The following is a 15578-nucleotide window of genomic DNA, read 5'->3' as shown; positions in this document are numbered from 1 at the left end:
GACGGAGATCCATAAAAAACGCCTTCCAGCGCAGGTCTTTCCGAGAGACTCGAGAGATCGAGACATCAAAAAATAGATCCCAGTCTAAAAATGGACTAGCGTCGTGCGAATGGCATCACCCAGCACCGGGGCCCGTTTGCAGGGCCAGCCGGATTCCGGGCACGGCCGCCGCGGCCGCAAGAAGGCCCGCACCCGCGACGCGATTCTCGATGCAGCTCTTCGGCTGTCCGCGCGCCGGGGTTTCGCCTCTCTCACCGTAGAGACCATCTGCGCAGAGGCCGACGTCGCGCGAGCCACCTTCTTCCTCCACTACCCCTCGAAGGCGGCGCTCGTCTCCGAGTGGAGTCGCCGGCTCGCGTCCGCGCTGGCGTCCGAAGCCGAGGTGTCATCCGCCACCGCGCGCGGTTCCGCCGCGCGGGAGTATCGCATGCTGGCGGAGCGCCTCTGTGAGGTTTGGCTAGACCAGAACTCGCTGATGCCTGCACTCGTCCAGCAGTTCTTCGCCGAACTCGCCCCGTCCGTTCCCGCCGCGCCGGGCGCATCCCGCCCACCCGAACTCGGCGCCTGGTTGGCCGCGCGGGTTCGCGCCGGGCAGGCCCGCGGTGAGCTGCGTGCGCAGGCCGACCCGGAGACGAGTGCGCTGACCTTCCTCACGGGCTTGGCCGCCCTCTGCGCGCGATCCGATGCCGAGGCCGACGCCGCTCGCGAGCGATTCCTCGCGAGCTGGCTGCAAGGGCTGCGCGCCCCAAAGCCGCGGCTCAAATGGAGCGCTCCCTCATGAGCGACGCGCGCGATGCCGTCGTGGTGGGAGGCAGCGTTGCCGGGATGCTCACCGCGGTAGCGCTCGCTCAGCGTGGCGCCCGGGTCACCGTGCTGGAGCGTGACGCAAGCCCGCTCCCCGAGAGCCCGGACGCGGCCTTCGACGCCTGGGATCGCCGCGGATCGCCACAGCGCAGCCATTCGCACGCCTTCCTCGCGCGTCTCCACAATCTGTTGGCCGAGCACGTGCCCGCGCTGCTGGACTCCCTCCTCGAGCACGGAGCCGAGCGCATGCGCTTCTCGGACCTCGCCGGTTCGCTCGGCGACGCCACGGGGACCGTGCCCGAGGACGAAGAGCTGGTGTTGCTCGCGTGTCGACGCATCACCTTCGAGTGGTGTCTGCGCCGCTACGCTGCCGCGCTTCCCGGCCTGGAATGGCGGCGCGGCGCGGCGGTCCAGGAGCTCCGGGCCGACGCGGGCGTGCCGCCTCGCGTGACGGGAGTCGTGTGCGACGACGGTGCGACTCTCGAGGCGCCGCTGATCGTCGACGCGACCGGACGCCGCAGTCGTTCGGCGACCTGGCTCGAAGCGGCGGGCATCACGCCGCCGCAGCTCGAGCGTTCACCCTGCGGGATCTTCTACGCGTCGCGCTTCTACCGGGTGCGCGAGGGCGCCGAGGCGCCGAAGCTCGAGGGTCCGATCGGGGCGGACCTGGGCTTTCTGAAGTACGGGATCTTTCCCGGCGACGATCGGGTCTTCTCGATCACCTTGGCCGCGAGCCCGGACGACCCGGAGCTCCGCACGCTGGTGCGTCCCGGCTCCTTCGACGCCCTGGCGGCGTGGCTGCCCGCGACGCGGGACTGGGTCGACCCTGCCGTCTCCGTACCGGTGAGTGACGTTTCCGCGATGGCGAAGCTCGAGAACCGGCGTCGCTTCCCGGTGTCGGAGGGAACGCCGGTCGCGCTGGGGATGGCGTGGGTCGGCGACGCGCTCCTGCACACCAACCCGATCGTCGGCCGCGGTTGCACCTTCGCGGCGATCAACGCCTTCCTGGTCGCCGACGCCTGGGAAGCCCACCCGGACGCCGGCGCGGCATTCGCCCTGGAGCTCGACGCGGCGGTCGAGCGCGAACTCGTGCCCTGGTACGAGGAGGTGCGCAACCAGGATCGCAACGCGATCGAGGTCGCGGCCCGCCTGCGCAGCGGCGAGGATCCCTACCAGGTGCATCGGCCCGACGGCAGCGTCGACCCGAAGGGCTACATGCGTTCGCTCGTGCGCGAGGGCTTCGTGCCCGCGCTGCGCGAAGACGTCGGGGTGCTCCGGACCTTCCTGCGCATCTTCAACCTGCTCGAGTCGCCCCAGGACCTGATGCGCAACCCGGCCGTGTTCGCGAAGGTGCTCGAGGTCTACGGGCGCCGGGAGTCGCGTGACGACGTGCTTCGCGGCCCGGATCGCGCGGCCGTGGTGGCGCGCCTGGCCGAAGGGCCGGACGCACCCGCCGAACGTCTCGCCGGATAGGGATCGTCCGGGTCGGCCTCGATCGATATCGGTCGGGTCGCGGCCGAGGATCGAGCAGGCCGAGGCGGATTCCCGGGTCGTTCCGGGGCCCTGACGACGCGCGCGGGCCGCTCCCTACCCACCGGGTGTCCCGTCGGAATCGCCCGCTAGAATGCCGCCCTCGCAACGCAGGAGATCTCCATGATTGCCCCCTACGGCTCGGCGACGCTCGCCCCGCGCATCGTCGCAGACCCCGCCCGCAAGAGCGCCCTCGAGAAGGAGGCCGCCGGCCTTCCCGACCGCGTGGTCACCTCCGCCGCCGCCGCCAACCTGGTGATGCTGGGCGCCGGCTACTTCAACCCGCTCGAGGGTTTCATGAGCCTCGCCGACGCCGTGTCCGTGGCGTCGGACATGAAGACCAGCGGGGGGCTCTTCTGGCCGGTACCCGTGGTGAATCGTCTCGAGGACGTCGCCGGGATCGAGGTCGGCGCGCGGATCGCCCTGCGCGATCCCAACCGCGAGGGACATCCCATCCTGGCCGTGCAGACGGTCGAGGCGATCGACACGGCGAACGAGGCCCAGCTCCAGACGATGACCGAGCAGGTCTTCGGCACGACCGACGGATCCCACCCGGGCGTCGAGACCTTCCTCTCCCATGGTCCCCACTTCGTTTCGGGTCCGGTCGAGGTGCTCGACTACAGCTATTTCGACACTGAGTTCCCCGACACCTTCCGCACCGCCGTGGAGATCCGCGACGAGATCGGGAAGCGCGGGTGGGAGAAGGTCGTCGCCTTCCAGACCCGCAACCCGATGCACCGCGCTCACGAAGAGCTGTGCAAGATGGCCTCGGAGGCGGTGTCGGCCGACGGCGTGCTGATCCACATGCTGCTGGGTCGCTTGAAGCCCGGCGATATTCCGGCGCCGGTGCGCGACGCCGCGATCCGCAAGATGGTCGAGCTCTACTTCCCCGAGAACTCGGCGATGGTGACTGGCTACGGCTTCGACATGCTCTACGCCGGGCCGCGCGAAGCCGTGCTCCACGCCGTGTTCCGCCAGAACTGCGGCTGCACCCATCTCATCGTGGGCCGCGACCACGCGGGCGTGGGCGACTACTACGGCGCCTTCGACGCCCAGGAGATCTTCGACCAGGTGCCGGCCGGCGCCCTGCAGATCGAGATCTTCAAGGCCGACCACACCGCCTTCTCGAAGAAGCTCGGCAAGGTGGTGATGATGAAGGACGCCCCCGACCACGACTCGAGCGACTTCGTGCTGCTCTCGGGCACGAAGGTGCGCGAGATGCTCGCCGAGGGGAAAGCGCTTCCCGAAGAGTTCGCGCGTCCCGAAGTCGCGGCGATCCTCATGGAGCACTACCAGAACGCGGGCTGAGCCGGGTCGGCCCGCTCGCGTCGAAGCGGCGGGCTAGTCGCGCGACCGGCCCACCGGCGGGTGGATGTCGCCGTCGGGTACCGGGCGCTTGAACTCCCAGAACGCCCGCAGCGACACGATCTTGCCGGCCTCGTTCACGCGGTAGACGAACACGCCTTCCGACGCGAACTCCTGTCCGCCCGGCAGGGTGTTGTAGACGGTGCCGATGAACGCGCATTCGTCGCCCGCGGCGTAGGAGCGCGGGTAGTCGAAGCTGACGTTTCCCTTCGAGATCACGTTGTCGTAGAAGGCGGTGATCCCCGTCTTCCCGATCTGTCCCTTTCCCGTCGGGTCCAGGGGCGACACGCCCACCGGGTCCTGCACGACGGCGTCCTCGGCGAAGAGGTCGAGCCAGGCGTCGCGGTTTCCTTCCGAGACGTGCTTCTGGGACAAGAGGCCCGCCGTGCGGGCGGGATGTTCGTCGCTCATGGGGAGCTCCTCGTCAGGCGGTCCGGCCCGCGGCCGGGCGAAAGGCTTCGACCAGGGGGGCGAGCAGGTCGGTGGCCGCCTGCTCTTCCTCGGGAATCGGCAGTTGGATGCGGAGGTCGGTGATGCCCGCGTCTACCATCGGGGCCACCGCGGCCATCGTCGCCGCTACGTCGATGCTGCGGTCTTCCCGCTTCTTGACCGGGATGTAGCTCGTGACCTGAAAGCCGTCGCTGGAGCGACCGGCCGCGTCGATCTCCTCGCGAATGCGCGCCAGCCCGGCGGCCGGATTCATGGCATCGGGGCCCCACGGAATCCAACCGCTCCCGAAGCGCGCGATGCGTCGGAGCACGTTCTTGTTGAGCGTGCCGCTGATCCAGAGCGGAACACCGCCGGCCTGGAGCGGCTTCGGGTTGCAGTGGATGCGCTCGAAGCTCACCGCATCGCTCTCGAACGCCGCCGGTTCGTCGCGCCACAGGGTCTGGCAGATCTCGAGCGTGCGATCGAGGCGGGCGCCGCGCTTCTCGAAGGGGATCCCGTTCGCCTGATACTCCTCGCGCTGCCAGCCCACGCCGACACCGAGGTCGAGGCGGCCCTCGGAGAGCACGTCGAGGGTGGCTGCCTGCTTCGCGAGGTTTGCCGGGCGGCGCAAACCGGCGATCAGGATGCCCGTCATCAGGCGCGTGTGTTGCGTCACCGCAGCCCAGGTCGCGAGCACCGTCAGCGGATCGAGCCAGTGTCCGTCGGGGCCCGTCGGCTGACGTCCGCCTTCGACCCCGCCGAGCTTCGGGTCGCCGTAGGCGTCGAGGTTCTCGCCCAGCACCACGTGATCCGAAACGACGAGGCGGTCGACGCCAGCGTTGTCGGCGGCGCGGGCCTGGGCTTTGAGAAAGCGCCAGCCGCCGACGCCCGGATCCTTGGCGGCGAAGTTCATCGGCTGGATCGACAGCGCCGGTGTGACCGACGCGAGCGGGGAGGCGGTGTTCACGGGATCTCCTGAGGCGGTTCGCGCTGCACAGGGATACCCCGAATCGAAGCGCGCCGCCCCGTCGGCGAATCGTCGGAGGGGAGCGGCCCCGGGGAAAGAACGCGGGTTAGACAAGCCGCTCTGACGAAAGTCCTCCGACGAGCGGCGCGCGCCGCGACGCTCGAGACCGCTTCGGATCCGACACGCGACGGTGATGATTGACGCCCTTGGGCATGCACGCCCGGAATAGACTGGGGCGTCGGTCCGCAGGGTGCGGTCACCGACGCCCCATCCTCATCGCCGTCCGGCGTGGGAGACATTCATGCGTTCTCGATGCATCGCAGTAGTGACGGGACTTCTACTGAGTCTCGGATCGTTCTCGGCACAGGCTCTCGACATCTTGTTGACCAACGACGACGGGTTCGAGACGGAGAACATCCAGGCGCTCTACCGGGCCCTGGTCGACGCGGGCCACAATGTCATCATGGCGGCGCCCTATGTGGGCCAGAGCGGAACGAGCGGGCAGATCGCCTTCCTGCAGCCGATTCCCCCGACCAGTGAACCGTCCGAGGGAGGTCTCCTGCCGGCGGGTTCATTCGGGATCGGGCCGACGACCATCGCGGGTCAGCAGTTCTACGCCGATGGATCGCCGGCGGCGGCGGTGCTCTACGGCATCGACGTGCTGGCGCCCCAGGTCTTCGGCGGACCGCCTGATCTGGTGCTGTCGGGTCCGAACGAAGGCAACAACCTCGGCCTGGTCACGCCCCACTCCGGCACCGTGGGCGCCACGGTGACGGCCCTCAACAAGGGGCTTCCCGCGATCGCCTTCAGCGCCGACAACGACGACGAGACGGTCGCGGAGGCCGAGCTCATCGCGGCCATTGCGCTCCGGGTCGTCGCCGCGGTCGACGGTCGCCACGGGATCCGCTTGCCGCGCGGCACCGGCCTCAACGTGAACATTCCCGATGTCGATCCCGACACCACCGACGCGCACGACTTCTCGTTCAAGCAGACGCGCATCGGCACCGCTTCGAACATCGGGCTCCAGTTCTACGAGAACATCGGCGACAGCCCGATCGCCCAGGCCGTCGGCATCCCGCCGAACATCGGCCTGCCAGGCGTCAGCGTGGAGATTCCCTACACGGCTGCTGGTTACCCCGAAGACACTCGGCCGAGCAGCGAGGGCAACGCGCTGGGCGGGACCACGGTGACCGTGAGCCCGATCCAGGCGACGTACGCCGCGGACTTCTACCGCGAGTGGATCGTCCGGCACCGACTGCGGGGCCTGTTCCACTAGGCACGTGCCGTGGGCTTCGTGCGTGCCGGCCGGCGCTCGTCGGTCGGCACGCCTCGGAGCCCCTTGCGTCCTCGCTCCTAACGACGAACGGCTACGCTCGTCGCGCGATGGAATCCAGCGACCGAACTCCCGAGACCTCCGGAACGGGCCAGCTGCTCGCCGACGGTTACCGGCTGGTGCGGCGCTTCGTCGTCTTCGTCCTCGGCATTTCGGTGCTCGCCGTCGGCACCGCGATGCTCCTCCTGCCGGGTCCGGCCTTCCTGGTGATCCCGGCCGGTCTCGGCATCCTGGCCCTAGAGTTCGAGTGGGCGCGCCGGCTCTTGCGACGCGTGCGCGAGGAGTCGTCGGCGTTCTGGAAGACGCGGGACGACTCGGGCGAAGACGCGACGTCCGCCGAAGCGGACGCCGTCTCCGAGAAGGCCCGAGGGGAGTGAGGGCGCGCGGCGCAGGGGCCGCGCGCATCGCTCAGGCGGGCACCTCGGCGCCCGTGTTCGGTGCGGTCGCTTCGAGTTCGTAGAAGCCCGCCCAGTCGGCGAGTTCGTAGAGCCAGTCGAAGCCGCCGAAGCTCTTGTACGCGGCCCGGACGCCCAGACCGAGCGCGAGGTGTTCGAGGAAGATGCCCGTGCTGGGCACTGTGGCGAGTCCCATCATGATGGCTGCCGTGATCATGCCGCCGCCGATCAGCAGGAGGGTCAGTGCGTACAGCGTGAACACGCGATCGTTCTTCAAGGGTCCAGCTCCTGTGGGTCACGTCTCGGATCGGAGAACGTGCCGGTAAGGGGTGCACGGGGACTTCGTGGGGAACTCCGGCGCACCCGGGTTCGTGCCGCGCTGCGATCCGGCCGGTAGAGGAGACCCGGAACGATCGCGGACACGCCCGGACCCATTGCAGCCCGTATGCCAGTACGACGCGTCGCGTCGAGATGTTTCGAAGGAACCCGGAAACCCAGTACGGACGCGGCTTTCGAGCCGAGCCGGCGACGCGCGGCGGGACTCCTGGTGCGGGCTGTGCACGATCCTACGCACAGCGGCTGGGGCGGGCCGCCCCAGGTCGTCGCGGCGGGTGGGTCATCGGGCCCCAGGCGAGGTGTGCTGCGCATCCGTGAGACGCCCGCCGAGCCGCGAAAACCCCTGTGATAGGATCGCGCGCCGCGGAGGACCCCCATGCCCATGCCCAAGGACGTCGCGATCGTCGACACGATGATCGGCATCCCGAGCCCGAACCAACCCGCCACCTACGACTTCATGCGGCCCTTGTTCCGGGACAAACAGAGCCTCGACCAGTTCGACTTTCCCGTCGAATACATGTTCAAGGACGTGCCGAAGACCGGGTCCCACGAGGACTACATCAAGTACACGCTGCAGAAGATGGACGAGTTCGGCATCGAGAAGGGCTTGATCGGGGTATCCCTCGACAACGAAGTCTCGGTGCGCGCCGTCAAGCAGCACCCGGATCGCTTCATTCCGCAGGGTCAGGCCAACCCCAACGAGGCGATGGAAGGCGTCCGCCGCATCGTGCGCGAGTACGAGGAGCTGGGCATCCGCTCGGTCGGGGCGTTCCCCTGCGGCCTCGTGCCCCAGGTGCCGATCAACGACAAGCAGTTCTACCCGATCTACGCGAAGTGCGTGGAGCTCGACATCGCGATCTTCTGCTGCGCCGGCGTGCCCGGGCCGCGAATCCCGATGTACCCGCAGATGGTCCAGCACGTCGACGAGGTGTGCTGGTACTTCCCCGAGCTGAAGTTCGTGTTCCGCCACGGCTGCGAACCCTGGGAAGACCTGGCCGTGAAGCTGATGCTCAAGTGGCCGAACCTCTACTACTCGACCAGCGCCTTCGCGCCGAAGCACTACCCCCAGGCAATCATCGACTACGCCAACACGCGCGGTGCCGACCGGATCATCTACGCGGGCTACTGGCCGATGGGCCTCTCCCTCGAGCGGATCTTCCGGGACATGCCGAACGTGCCGTTCAAGGACGAGGTGTGGCCGAAGTTCCTGCGCGAGAACGCGCTGAACGTGCTGGGCGTCGAGTCCTAGCCATGCGACTCTCGTGTGCGCTTCCGCCCGGTCCGAAGGCGCCCGAGCTCGCGGCCGTCGCGGAAGAGCTGGGCTACGAGCGCCTCTGGTTCTACGACTCGCCCGCGCTCTACGCGGACATCTGGGTGACGATCGCGCGCACCGTCGAGCGCACCCAGCGCATCGGCGTCGGTACCGGCGTGCTGATTCCGAGCCTGCGCCACGTCGTCACGACGGCTGCGGCGATCGGGACCATCGAAGCCCTGGCGCCCGGGCGCCTGCAGGTGGCCATCGGCACGGGCTTCACCGGGCGCTGCCTCTTCGGCCAGCAGGCCATGCGCTGGGACGAGGTGCGTCGCTACGTCGTGGCGCTGCGCGCGCTGTTGCAGGGCGAGGAAGCGGAAGTCGACGGCAAGCAGTGCAAGTTGATGCATCCCGAGGGCCTGATCGCGGCGCGCCCGATCGAGGTCCCACTGATCGTCGCCGCGAACGGCCCGCGCGGGCTCGCGATCGCGAAGGAGATCGGTGACGGCGTGATGTGTGGCGGCGTGTTTCCCGAAGGTGTCGAGAACGCCGCACTGCTGTCCTTCGGAACCGTGCTGCGGCCGGGCGAAGACTTCGAGTCACCGCGCGTCGTCGAAGCGATCGGTCCGGCGATCGCGGTGGTCTATCACGGGGCGTACGAGTCGGGTGGCGCCGAAGCCGTCGACCCGCTGCCGGGCGGAGCCGCCTGGCGCGCCGAGGTCGAGAAGTTCCCCGAAGCCTCTCGCCATCTCTATGTGCACGAGGGGCACATCTATGAGCTGACCGATCGCGATCGCCGCCACATCCATCCCGCCGTCGGGGCGTCCACCTTCAGCGGCACGGCCGAAGACCTACGCGAGCGCGCGAAGGCCTTCGAGTCCCAGGGCGTGGGCGAGATCGTCTACGCGCCGATGGGCCCGGACGTTCCCGGCGAGCTGGCGGCGATGAAGGAAGCGCTCCACGGCTAGCGCGGTCCTGGGGGCAACGGGAGAGGCCTTCGTGAGACTCGATCCCAGACTTGCCCTGCTGATCGCGGGGACGCTCTCCGGCTGCGCGTTCTTCGACGGCCCCGTCGGCATCTTCGCCGGTGGGCCCCTCACCTCGGGCGCGCTCGTCGACGAGCGCGAGGTCGACTGGAGTTTCGCGCGCGAGGTGGAGTCGATCGAGCTCGAGTCGGCGGGACGGTCGCGCACGACGCGCATCATCGCGCTGGGCAGCGAGGGCTTCGTTCCCGCGAATCCGGACTTCCCGCCGTTCAAGACCTGGCACGAGCGGGCCCTGGCGTCGCCCGAGGCCGTGGTGCGTATCGACGGGCGTCGCTACCGGGCGACACTCGAGCGCGTCGAGAACGATCCCGAGCTGGCCCAGGAGCTCTTCGATCGGGTCCAGGAGAAGTATGGCGGCGGTCCGTCGAAGTCTCCGGAGGAAGCCTGGTACTTCCGGTTGGCGCCGCGCGCTTCCGACTGAGCGCCGCTCCGCCTACGAGAGCGGCGCGATGACCTCGTCGCGGAAGCGGGCGAGTTCCTCGGGGAGCGCGCCGTCGAGGGGGCCCTTCGGCGGCAAGACTACGACGCGGTCCGCACCGAGCTCGCGGCAGTGGGCGGCGGTGTCGTAGGCGGTCTTCGCATCGCTGGTACTGGTGAGGGTCAGCGAGACCGCATCGGCGCCTCGGCCGGCGCGTTCGGCTTCTTCGCGGACGATCGGCCAGAGCGTCGCCAACGCCTCGTCGTTCGGGCCGCGTGTCGACCAGTGGGGATAGAACTCGTCGCCGTAGCGTCCCGCGCGTCGGGCGGCGGCCTCGCTATGACCGCCGATCATCAGGGGGATCCCGCCTTCCTGTACCGGCTTCGGTGCGCTCACCACGTTCTCGAAGCGAAAACGCTCGCCCTCATAGGCCGAGACGTCCTGGTCCCAGAGCGCGCGCATCACTTCGATCCACTCGTTTGCGCGGCGTCCGCGGTCGTGGAAGTTCTGGCCGAGGATCTCGGTTTCTTCCTGTACCCACCCGACGCCCACGCCGAGGGTGATGCGCCCACCGGCGAAGCGGTCGAGGGTGGCCACCTCCTTCGCCAGCACGATCGGATGGCGCTGGGGCAGGATCAGCATCGAGGTGCCGATCCGCAGGCGTTCGGTGGCCGCCGCGATCCACGTCATCAGGATCAGCGGGTCGGGCATGTCGGCGTCGGCCGGGATCGGGGTGCGCCCGGTCGTCTTGTACGGGTAGGTCGAGTCGTACTCGACGCACATCAGCGCGTGGTCGATCGTCCAGACCGACTCGAAGCCCATCGCTTCCACCAGCTGCACGTAGCGGGTAATGAACTCAGGGTCGGACACGGGCCCCATCTGGGGCGGGGGGATGCGGATACCGAACTTCAACGCGAACTCCTCGTGAACGCGCAGCCCGAGGGCTCCCCCGCCTGCGGCTGCGGTAGGATGATCTATCCCTCGCCGGTGTGCCGCCCGACGAGTGCTTTCCGGAGCAAGCGATGACGGCGATCGACATGGTGGGACGCGGAGCCGTCGTCGTCGGAGGCGGGCAGGGGATCGGCCGGGCGGCGGCGCATGCGCTGGTCGCCGCGGGTGCCGAAGTATGCGTCGTGGACGCGGAGGCCGAGCGCGCCGAAGCCGTTCGCGACGAGCTCGCAGCGCAGACCGACCGTGCGCACTGCGCGGTCGCCGACGTCACCGACGCCGATCAGGTCGAGCGTGTCCTCACTTCTGCGGCCGGGTCCCTCGAACGCTTCGACGCGCTGATCAACATCGTCGGCGGGGCGTCCTGGGGCAGTCTGCTCGAGCTCGACGACGCCACCTGGGAAGCGGATTTCGCCCTCAACCTGAAGCAGCACTGGTACGTGTCGCGCTGCGCGGCGCGCCACTGGATCGGGACGGAGACGGCCGGGGCCTTGTGCGCGGTCGGATCGATCTCCGGCGCGTTCTCTTCCGCGCGGCATGCCGCCTACGGCGCCGCGAAGGCCGGGCTGCAGAGCCTCGTGCGCTCCGCGGCCGAAGAATGGTGGCCGCACGGGATCCGCGTGAACTCGGTCGTTCCCGGCGCCGTGCGCACGCCCCGCATCGAGGCGGCCTGGGCCGACGGCACGATCCCGGCCCCCACACCCGAGACCCTGTCGCGGATGGCCCTTCCCGAGGACATCGCCCACGCGGCGCTCTTCCTGGTCTCCGGGCTGGCGGGTCGGATCACCGGCCAGAGTCTCGTCGTCGACGGCGGCGCGTCGACGCGTTTCCCCTTCGATCTGGGGTGAACGGGAAGTCTTGGGTGAACGGGAAATCTGGGCTGAGCAGGAGCCCTGGAGGTACGGTGACGAAACTCGCAGGCAAAGTGGCGTTCATCACGGGAGCCGGGCGCGGCGTCGGGCGGGGGATCGCTTTCGCGCTCGCCAAGCAAGGCGCCGACATCGCGATCGCCGAGCTCGATCCGGAAACCGGCCCGGCGACCGCCCGCGATCTCGAAGCCCTGGGCGTCCGCGCGATCGCACCACCGTGCGACGTCACCGACCGCGCCCAGGTCGACGCCGCCGTGGCACAGACCGTCGAGACCCTCGGCGGCCTCGACATCCTGGTGAACAACGCCACCGGCGCCCGCCAGGAGACGGCTTTTCGCAGTCTCATGAAGCACACCGAGGAACAGGTGGAGCTCCAGCTCGCGGTGGACGTACGCGGGAGTTTCTCGTGCATGCAGGCGTGCTACCCGCATCTGTCTGCGAGCGAACGCGGGCGCGTCGTCAACATCTGCTCGATGTCGGGCACCGAACGCGCCCCGGGTTTCGCGATCTACGCGGCGGCGAAAGAGGCCCTGCGTGCGCTCACCGGCGTCGCCGCGCGCGAATGGGGCCGCAAGGGGATCACCGTCAACGCGGTCTGTCCGACGGCTGCGACCGAGGCGAACCAGCGCTGGGCCGCCGAGAATCCGGAGACGTTCCAGCGACACCTCGCGACGGTCCCGCTCGGGCGCGAGGGCGATCCCGAACGCGACATCGGAAGGGCCGTCGCGTTCCTCGCCAGCGAGGATGCCGACTTCATCACCGGCCAGACCCTGTGGGTCGACGGCGGCGCCGTGATCCACGCCTGAGGTTCGCGACCGCGCGTCTCAGGTCGTGATCGACCCGCCGTTCACGTGCAGCGTCTGTCCCGTCACCCAGGCGGCCTCGTTCGAGGCGAGCCACACGCAGGCCGGGCCGATGTCGTCGCCGGTGCCGAGTCTTCCGAGCGGAACCGTCTTCGAGAGCTGCTCGACGAGCGCCGCGTCGGTGACCTGGGTCATCTCCATCAGCCCGAGCGCTACCGAGTTCGCGGTGACCCCGAGCCGCGCGTTCTCGATGGCGATGTGACGCATGAAGGCGATCGCGCCGCCCTTGCCCGCGCCGTAGGTGGCGACCCCGATCGGGAGCCCGACCACGCCGGCTCCCGACGCGATCGTGACGAGTCGCCCGAAGCCGCGCTCGACCATCCCCGGCAACACGGCGTGGGTGGTGTGGAGGACGCCGTAGAGGTTCACGTCGAGGGCGTTGCTCCACTTCGCCGGGTCTTGCTCGCGGAACGGCGTCGGGGCGAAGACGTGTGCACCGGCGTTCCCCGCGTTGTTCACCACGATGTCGATGTGCTCCTTGCCGACGGCGGCGCGCACGGCGTCGGGGTCGGTGACGTCGAAGGGGCAGGCCTGGGCCGCTCCGCCCTCGGCGACGATGGCCTTCGCGGTGGTCTCGGCGCGCTCCCCCACCACGTCGTTCACCCAGATCTCCGCACCCTGGCGCGCCAGATGCGCGGCGATACCGGCTCCGATGCCCTGGCCGGCGCCGGTCACGAGTGCGCGGCGTCCCGAAAGATCGAACATGGGTTCTCCCTTGCGCCGCCTCAGTCGAAGAAGCGGTCGAGTGTCTCGACGATGTAGGCGCAGCCCGCATCGTCGATGCCATGGTTGCACGGCAGGATCAGCCCGCACTCCATGACGCGGTCGGCGTTGTCGAGCCCGCCCGGGGCGATCCGGTGCGGCGCGTCGCGGAAAGCGGGCTGGCGCGCGACGTTGCCCGTCCAGACCATCCGGGTGTCGACGCCGTTCCGCTCCATGTGCGCCTGGAGCGCGCTCCGCGACACACCCGATTCGGGCCGGATCAGGAAGGGCACCATGTGCCAGCCGGTCTCGACCTCGGGCGTCACGCGCGGCAGCACGAACACGTCGGGTCGCTTGCCGAGCCCTGCGGTGATCCGATCGAAGTTGCGGCGCCGCCGCGCGAGGTTCTCCGGCAGCTTCTTCATTTGCACGCAGCCGAAGGCCGCCGACAGCTCGCTCGGTTCGAAGTTCCAGCCGACCTCGTCGAAGATGAAGAGGTCGTCGTACTCGAGTCCGTCGACGTCGCTGAAGAAGCGCTTCTCGCCGTCTCGCGCCTGGCGCTTCTTCGAGCCGAACAGGGCGGGTTCGCTGCGACGGCCCCAGCGTCGAAGCATCAGCGCCCGGTCGGCGAGCTCGGGGTCGTCGAGGAGCAGCATCCCACCGGTCCCGGCGGCGGTGATGATGTGGGAGAGCGCGAAGCTCGTCAGCGAGAGATCCGAGCGGGTTCCGGTCGGCGTCCCGCGCAAGGTGGCGCCCAAGCAGTCGCAGGAGTCCTCGACCACGCGCAGCTGGTGGCGTTCGGCGATGTCGCGGATGCGGTCCCAGTCGGGGCAGTTGCCGATCAGGTTCGGCGCCAGGATGGCGCGGGTGCGCGGTCCGACCGCGGCCTCCAAGCGCTCGACGTCGATCTGGTACGTGTCCGGCGTCACGTCGACATACACGGGAACCACGCCGCTGCGCACCATGGGTGCGATGTCCGTCGAGAAGGTGACCGCCGACGTCACGATCTCGTCGCCGGGCTCGAGATCGAGCAGCTCGATCGCCAGGTAGAGCGCCGAGGAGCCCGAGTTCACCATCACCCCGCGCTGTTTGCCGAAGCACTCGGCGACGAGACGCTCCATCTCGCGCACGTGTTTGCCGATCCGCAGCGCTGTGGCGCCACCGCGCAGGACCGAGAGGACGGCTTCGACCTCCTCTTCGTCGTGCACACTGCCCGCGTAGTCGATGCGATCCATGACTCCTCGAGGCGGCGGGCCGAGACCCGCCGGCGCGTGTAGGATGGCGGCGCTCCGAACGCCCGCCGGCCGCCTTCCTTGGGGCGCGTCGGGCGCGACGCTTCCGACGTGCAAGTCGCATTCACTTGACGAACGCGAACCGTGCCGCGTCATCATCGCACACCCCAAGCCTTCCAGAGGACGCCATGAGCTACGACTCCGATGCTGTCACCGAAACCGCCACCCGTCCGAGCTGGCCCGATTCCGCCGACGACTACACGGTGCTGCTCGTCGACGACCCGGCGCCCCACGTCCGACGCTTCACGCTGAATCGACCCGAGAAGCGCAACGCCCTCAACCATCCCCTGCGCGCGGAACTGCTCCACGCACTGCAGGAGGGCGACAACGACCCGCAGGTGCGCGTGATGATCATCCGCGGCGCCGGGCCCTCGTTCTCGGCGGGCTATGACCTCGGCGGCGGCAACGCGGGTTACGACTATCCCTTCTTCACCGCCGCCGGCGAGGGCCAGTGGCCGCGCCACGTCACCGAGAGCTGGATGAGCATCTGGGAGCTGCACAAGCCGGTGATTGCCCAGGTGCACGGCTTCTGCCTGGCTGGCGGCAGCGAACTCGCCACCGGCTGCGACGTCGTCTACATGGCCGAGGACGCCCAGATGGGATACCCGGCCGTGCGCTTCGGCGTGCCGGACATGCAGTTCCACGCCTGGCTGGTGGGCATGCGCAAAGGCATGGAGATGATGCTCACCGGCGACTCGATCGACGGGATCGAGGCCGAGCGCCGTGGCTGGGCCACCCGCGCCTTCCCGGCGGATCAGCTCGAGGCGAAGACCCTGGAAATGGCCCAGCGCATGGCCGAGCTGCCCCCGGACATCGTGCAGCTCAACAAGCGCGCGGTGCATCGGCAGATGGAAGTCATGGGCCTGCGACAGGGCATCCGTCAGGGCACGGAGCTGTGCACGCTCGCCATCCATCAGAAGTCCTTCGACGAGTTCATCTCGAAGACGGGCTCGGGGAAGGGGCAGCTGACCCAGGCGCTGCAGGATCGCGACGAGAAGTTCGGCGACTACCGCACGAAGAGCTGAGCGG

17 protein-coding genes are annotated in these 15578 nt (G+C 69.1%); 11 read left to right on the top strand and 6 right to left on the bottom strand.

Annotated features, from left to right (window positions below; translation table 11 throughout):
- The first annotated feature begins 109 nt into the window (after positions 1 to 109).
- From AAF430_06320 to sat, 3 genes are all read left to right on the top strand, one after another.
- A complete protein-coding gene (locus tag AAF430_06320) occupies positions 110 to 781 on the top strand; it encodes a TetR/AcrR family transcriptional regulator (GenBank protein ID MEM7409828.1) in 672 nt (223 codons plus the stop codon).
- The gene (locus tag AAF430_06315) at positions 778 to 2277 is read left to right on the top strand and encodes an FAD-dependent monooxygenase (protein ID MEM7409827.1); all 1500 of its coding nucleotides are present in this window, start codon (positions 778 to 780) and stop codon (positions 2275 to 2277) included. The genes AAF430_06320 and AAF430_06315 overlap by 4 nt, the downstream gene beginning before the upstream one ends.
- A 180-nt stretch (positions 2278 to 2457) precedes the next feature.
- On the top strand, positions 2458 to 3642 hold the full coding sequence (sat, locus tag AAF430_06310; GenBank protein MEM7409826.1) for a sulfate adenylyltransferase: 1185 nt from the start codon (positions 2458 to 2460) through the stop codon (positions 3640 to 3642).
- A gap of 33 nt (positions 3643 to 3675) precedes the next feature.
- Here the strand turns inward: sat and AAF430_06305 are convergent, their stop codons facing one another.
- Both AAF430_06305 and AAF430_06300 read right to left on the bottom strand, forming a co-directional pair.
- On the bottom strand, positions 3676 to 4110 hold the full coding sequence (locus tag AAF430_06305) for a nuclear transport factor 2 family protein (protein ID MEM7409825.1): 435 nt from the start codon (positions 4108 to 4110) through the stop codon (positions 3676 to 3678).
- Between the two features lie 13 nt (positions 4111 to 4123).
- On the bottom strand, positions 4124 to 5095 hold the full coding sequence (locus AAF430_06300) for a TIGR03619 family F420-dependent LLM class oxidoreductase (GenBank protein ID MEM7409824.1): 972 nt from the start codon (positions 5093 to 5095) through the stop codon (positions 4124 to 4126).
- Between the two features lie 301 nt (positions 5096 to 5396).
- Between AAF430_06300 and surE the strand changes: the two genes are divergently transcribed.
- Together surE and AAF430_06290 are read left to right on the top strand one after the other, a co-directional pair.
- The gene (surE, locus tag AAF430_06295; protein ID MEM7409823.1) at positions 5397 to 6371 is read left to right on the top strand and encodes a 5'/3'-nucleotidase SurE; all 975 of its coding nucleotides are present in this window, start codon (positions 5397 to 5399) and stop codon (positions 6369 to 6371) included.
- A 107-nt stretch (positions 6372 to 6478) separates the two neighbouring features.
- Positions 6479 to 6805, top strand: a complete 327-nt coding sequence (locus AAF430_06290) for a PGPGW domain-containing protein (GenBank protein MEM7409822.1) — start codon at positions 6479 to 6481, stop codon at positions 6803 to 6805.
- Between the two features lie 31 nt (positions 6806 to 6836).
- On the opposite strand, the gene AAF430_06285 is transcribed toward AAF430_06290, so the two are convergent.
- Positions 6837 to 7100, bottom strand: coding sequence for a hypothetical protein (locus AAF430_06285; GenBank protein ID MEM7409821.1), 264 nt, complete (start codon positions 7098 to 7100; stop codon positions 6837 to 6839).
- Positions 7101 to 7535: 435 nt separating this feature from the next.
- Here AAF430_06285 and AAF430_06280 point away from each other — a divergent pair, with 435 nt between their 5' ends.
- From AAF430_06280 to AAF430_06270, 3 genes are read left to right on the top strand one after another with little or no spacing between them, the layout of a single operon-like run.
- On the top strand, positions 7536 to 8408 hold the full coding sequence (locus tag AAF430_06280; GenBank protein MEM7409820.1) for an amidohydrolase family protein: 873 nt from the start codon (positions 7536 to 7538) through the stop codon (positions 8406 to 8408).
- A gap of 2 nt (positions 8409 to 8410) precedes the next feature.
- Positions 8411 to 9379, top strand: coding sequence for an LLM class flavin-dependent oxidoreductase (locus AAF430_06275; protein MEM7409819.1), 969 nt, complete (start codon positions 8411 to 8413; stop codon positions 9377 to 9379).
- 31 nt (positions 9380 to 9410) lie between these two features.
- Positions 9411 to 9878: a hypothetical protein gene (locus tag AAF430_06270; protein ID MEM7409818.1), complete on the top strand. Its 468-nt coding sequence runs from the start codon at positions 9411 to 9413 to the stop codon at positions 9876 to 9878.
- Between the two features lie 12 nt (positions 9879 to 9890).
- On the opposite strand, the gene AAF430_06265 is transcribed toward AAF430_06270, so the two are convergent.
- Entirely contained in the window at positions 9891 to 10787 is an 897-nt protein-coding gene (locus AAF430_06265) for an LLM class F420-dependent oxidoreductase (GenBank protein ID MEM7409817.1), read from the bottom strand.
- 110 nt (positions 10788 to 10897) lie between these two features.
- On the opposite strand from AAF430_06265, the gene AAF430_06260 reads away from it, so the two are divergent.
- Both AAF430_06260 and AAF430_06255 read left to right on the top strand, forming a co-directional pair.
- Positions 10898 to 11671, top strand: a complete 774-nt coding sequence (locus AAF430_06260) for an SDR family oxidoreductase (GenBank protein MEM7409816.1) — start codon at positions 10898 to 10900, stop codon at positions 11669 to 11671.
- 56 nt (positions 11672 to 11727) lie between these two features.
- Positions 11728 to 12498, top strand: coding sequence for an SDR family NAD(P)-dependent oxidoreductase (locus tag AAF430_06255; GenBank protein ID MEM7409815.1), 771 nt, complete (start codon positions 11728 to 11730; stop codon positions 12496 to 12498).
- Between the two features lie 18 nt (positions 12499 to 12516).
- Here AAF430_06255 and AAF430_06250 read toward each other — a convergent pair whose 3' ends face one another.
- Both AAF430_06250 and AAF430_06245 read right to left on the bottom strand, forming a co-directional pair.
- A complete protein-coding gene (locus AAF430_06250; protein MEM7409814.1) occupies positions 12517 to 13260 on the bottom strand; it encodes an SDR family NAD(P)-dependent oxidoreductase in 744 nt (247 codons plus the stop codon).
- 20 nt (positions 13261 to 13280) lie between these two features.
- Complete coding sequence (locus AAF430_06245) at positions 13281 to 14492, bottom strand: aminotransferase class I/II-fold pyridoxal phosphate-dependent enzyme (GenBank protein ID MEM7409813.1); 1212 nt, start codon at positions 14490 to 14492, stop codon at positions 13281 to 13283.
- A 185-nt stretch (positions 14493 to 14677) separates the two neighbouring features.
- On the opposite strand from AAF430_06245, the gene AAF430_06240 reads away from it, so the two are divergent.
- The gene (locus AAF430_06240; protein ID MEM7409812.1) at positions 14678 to 15574 is read left to right on the top strand and encodes an enoyl-CoA hydratase-related protein; all 897 of its coding nucleotides are present in this window, start codon (positions 14678 to 14680) and stop codon (positions 15572 to 15574) included.
- Positions 15575 to 15578 lie beyond the last annotated feature (4 nt).

Source organism: Myxococcota bacterium, assembly GCA_039030075.1.
Classification (GTDB): domain Bacteria; phylum Myxococcota_A; class UBA9160; order UBA9160; family SMWR01; genus JAHEJV01.
This window is presented reverse-complemented; position numbering and strand designations above follow the sequence as displayed.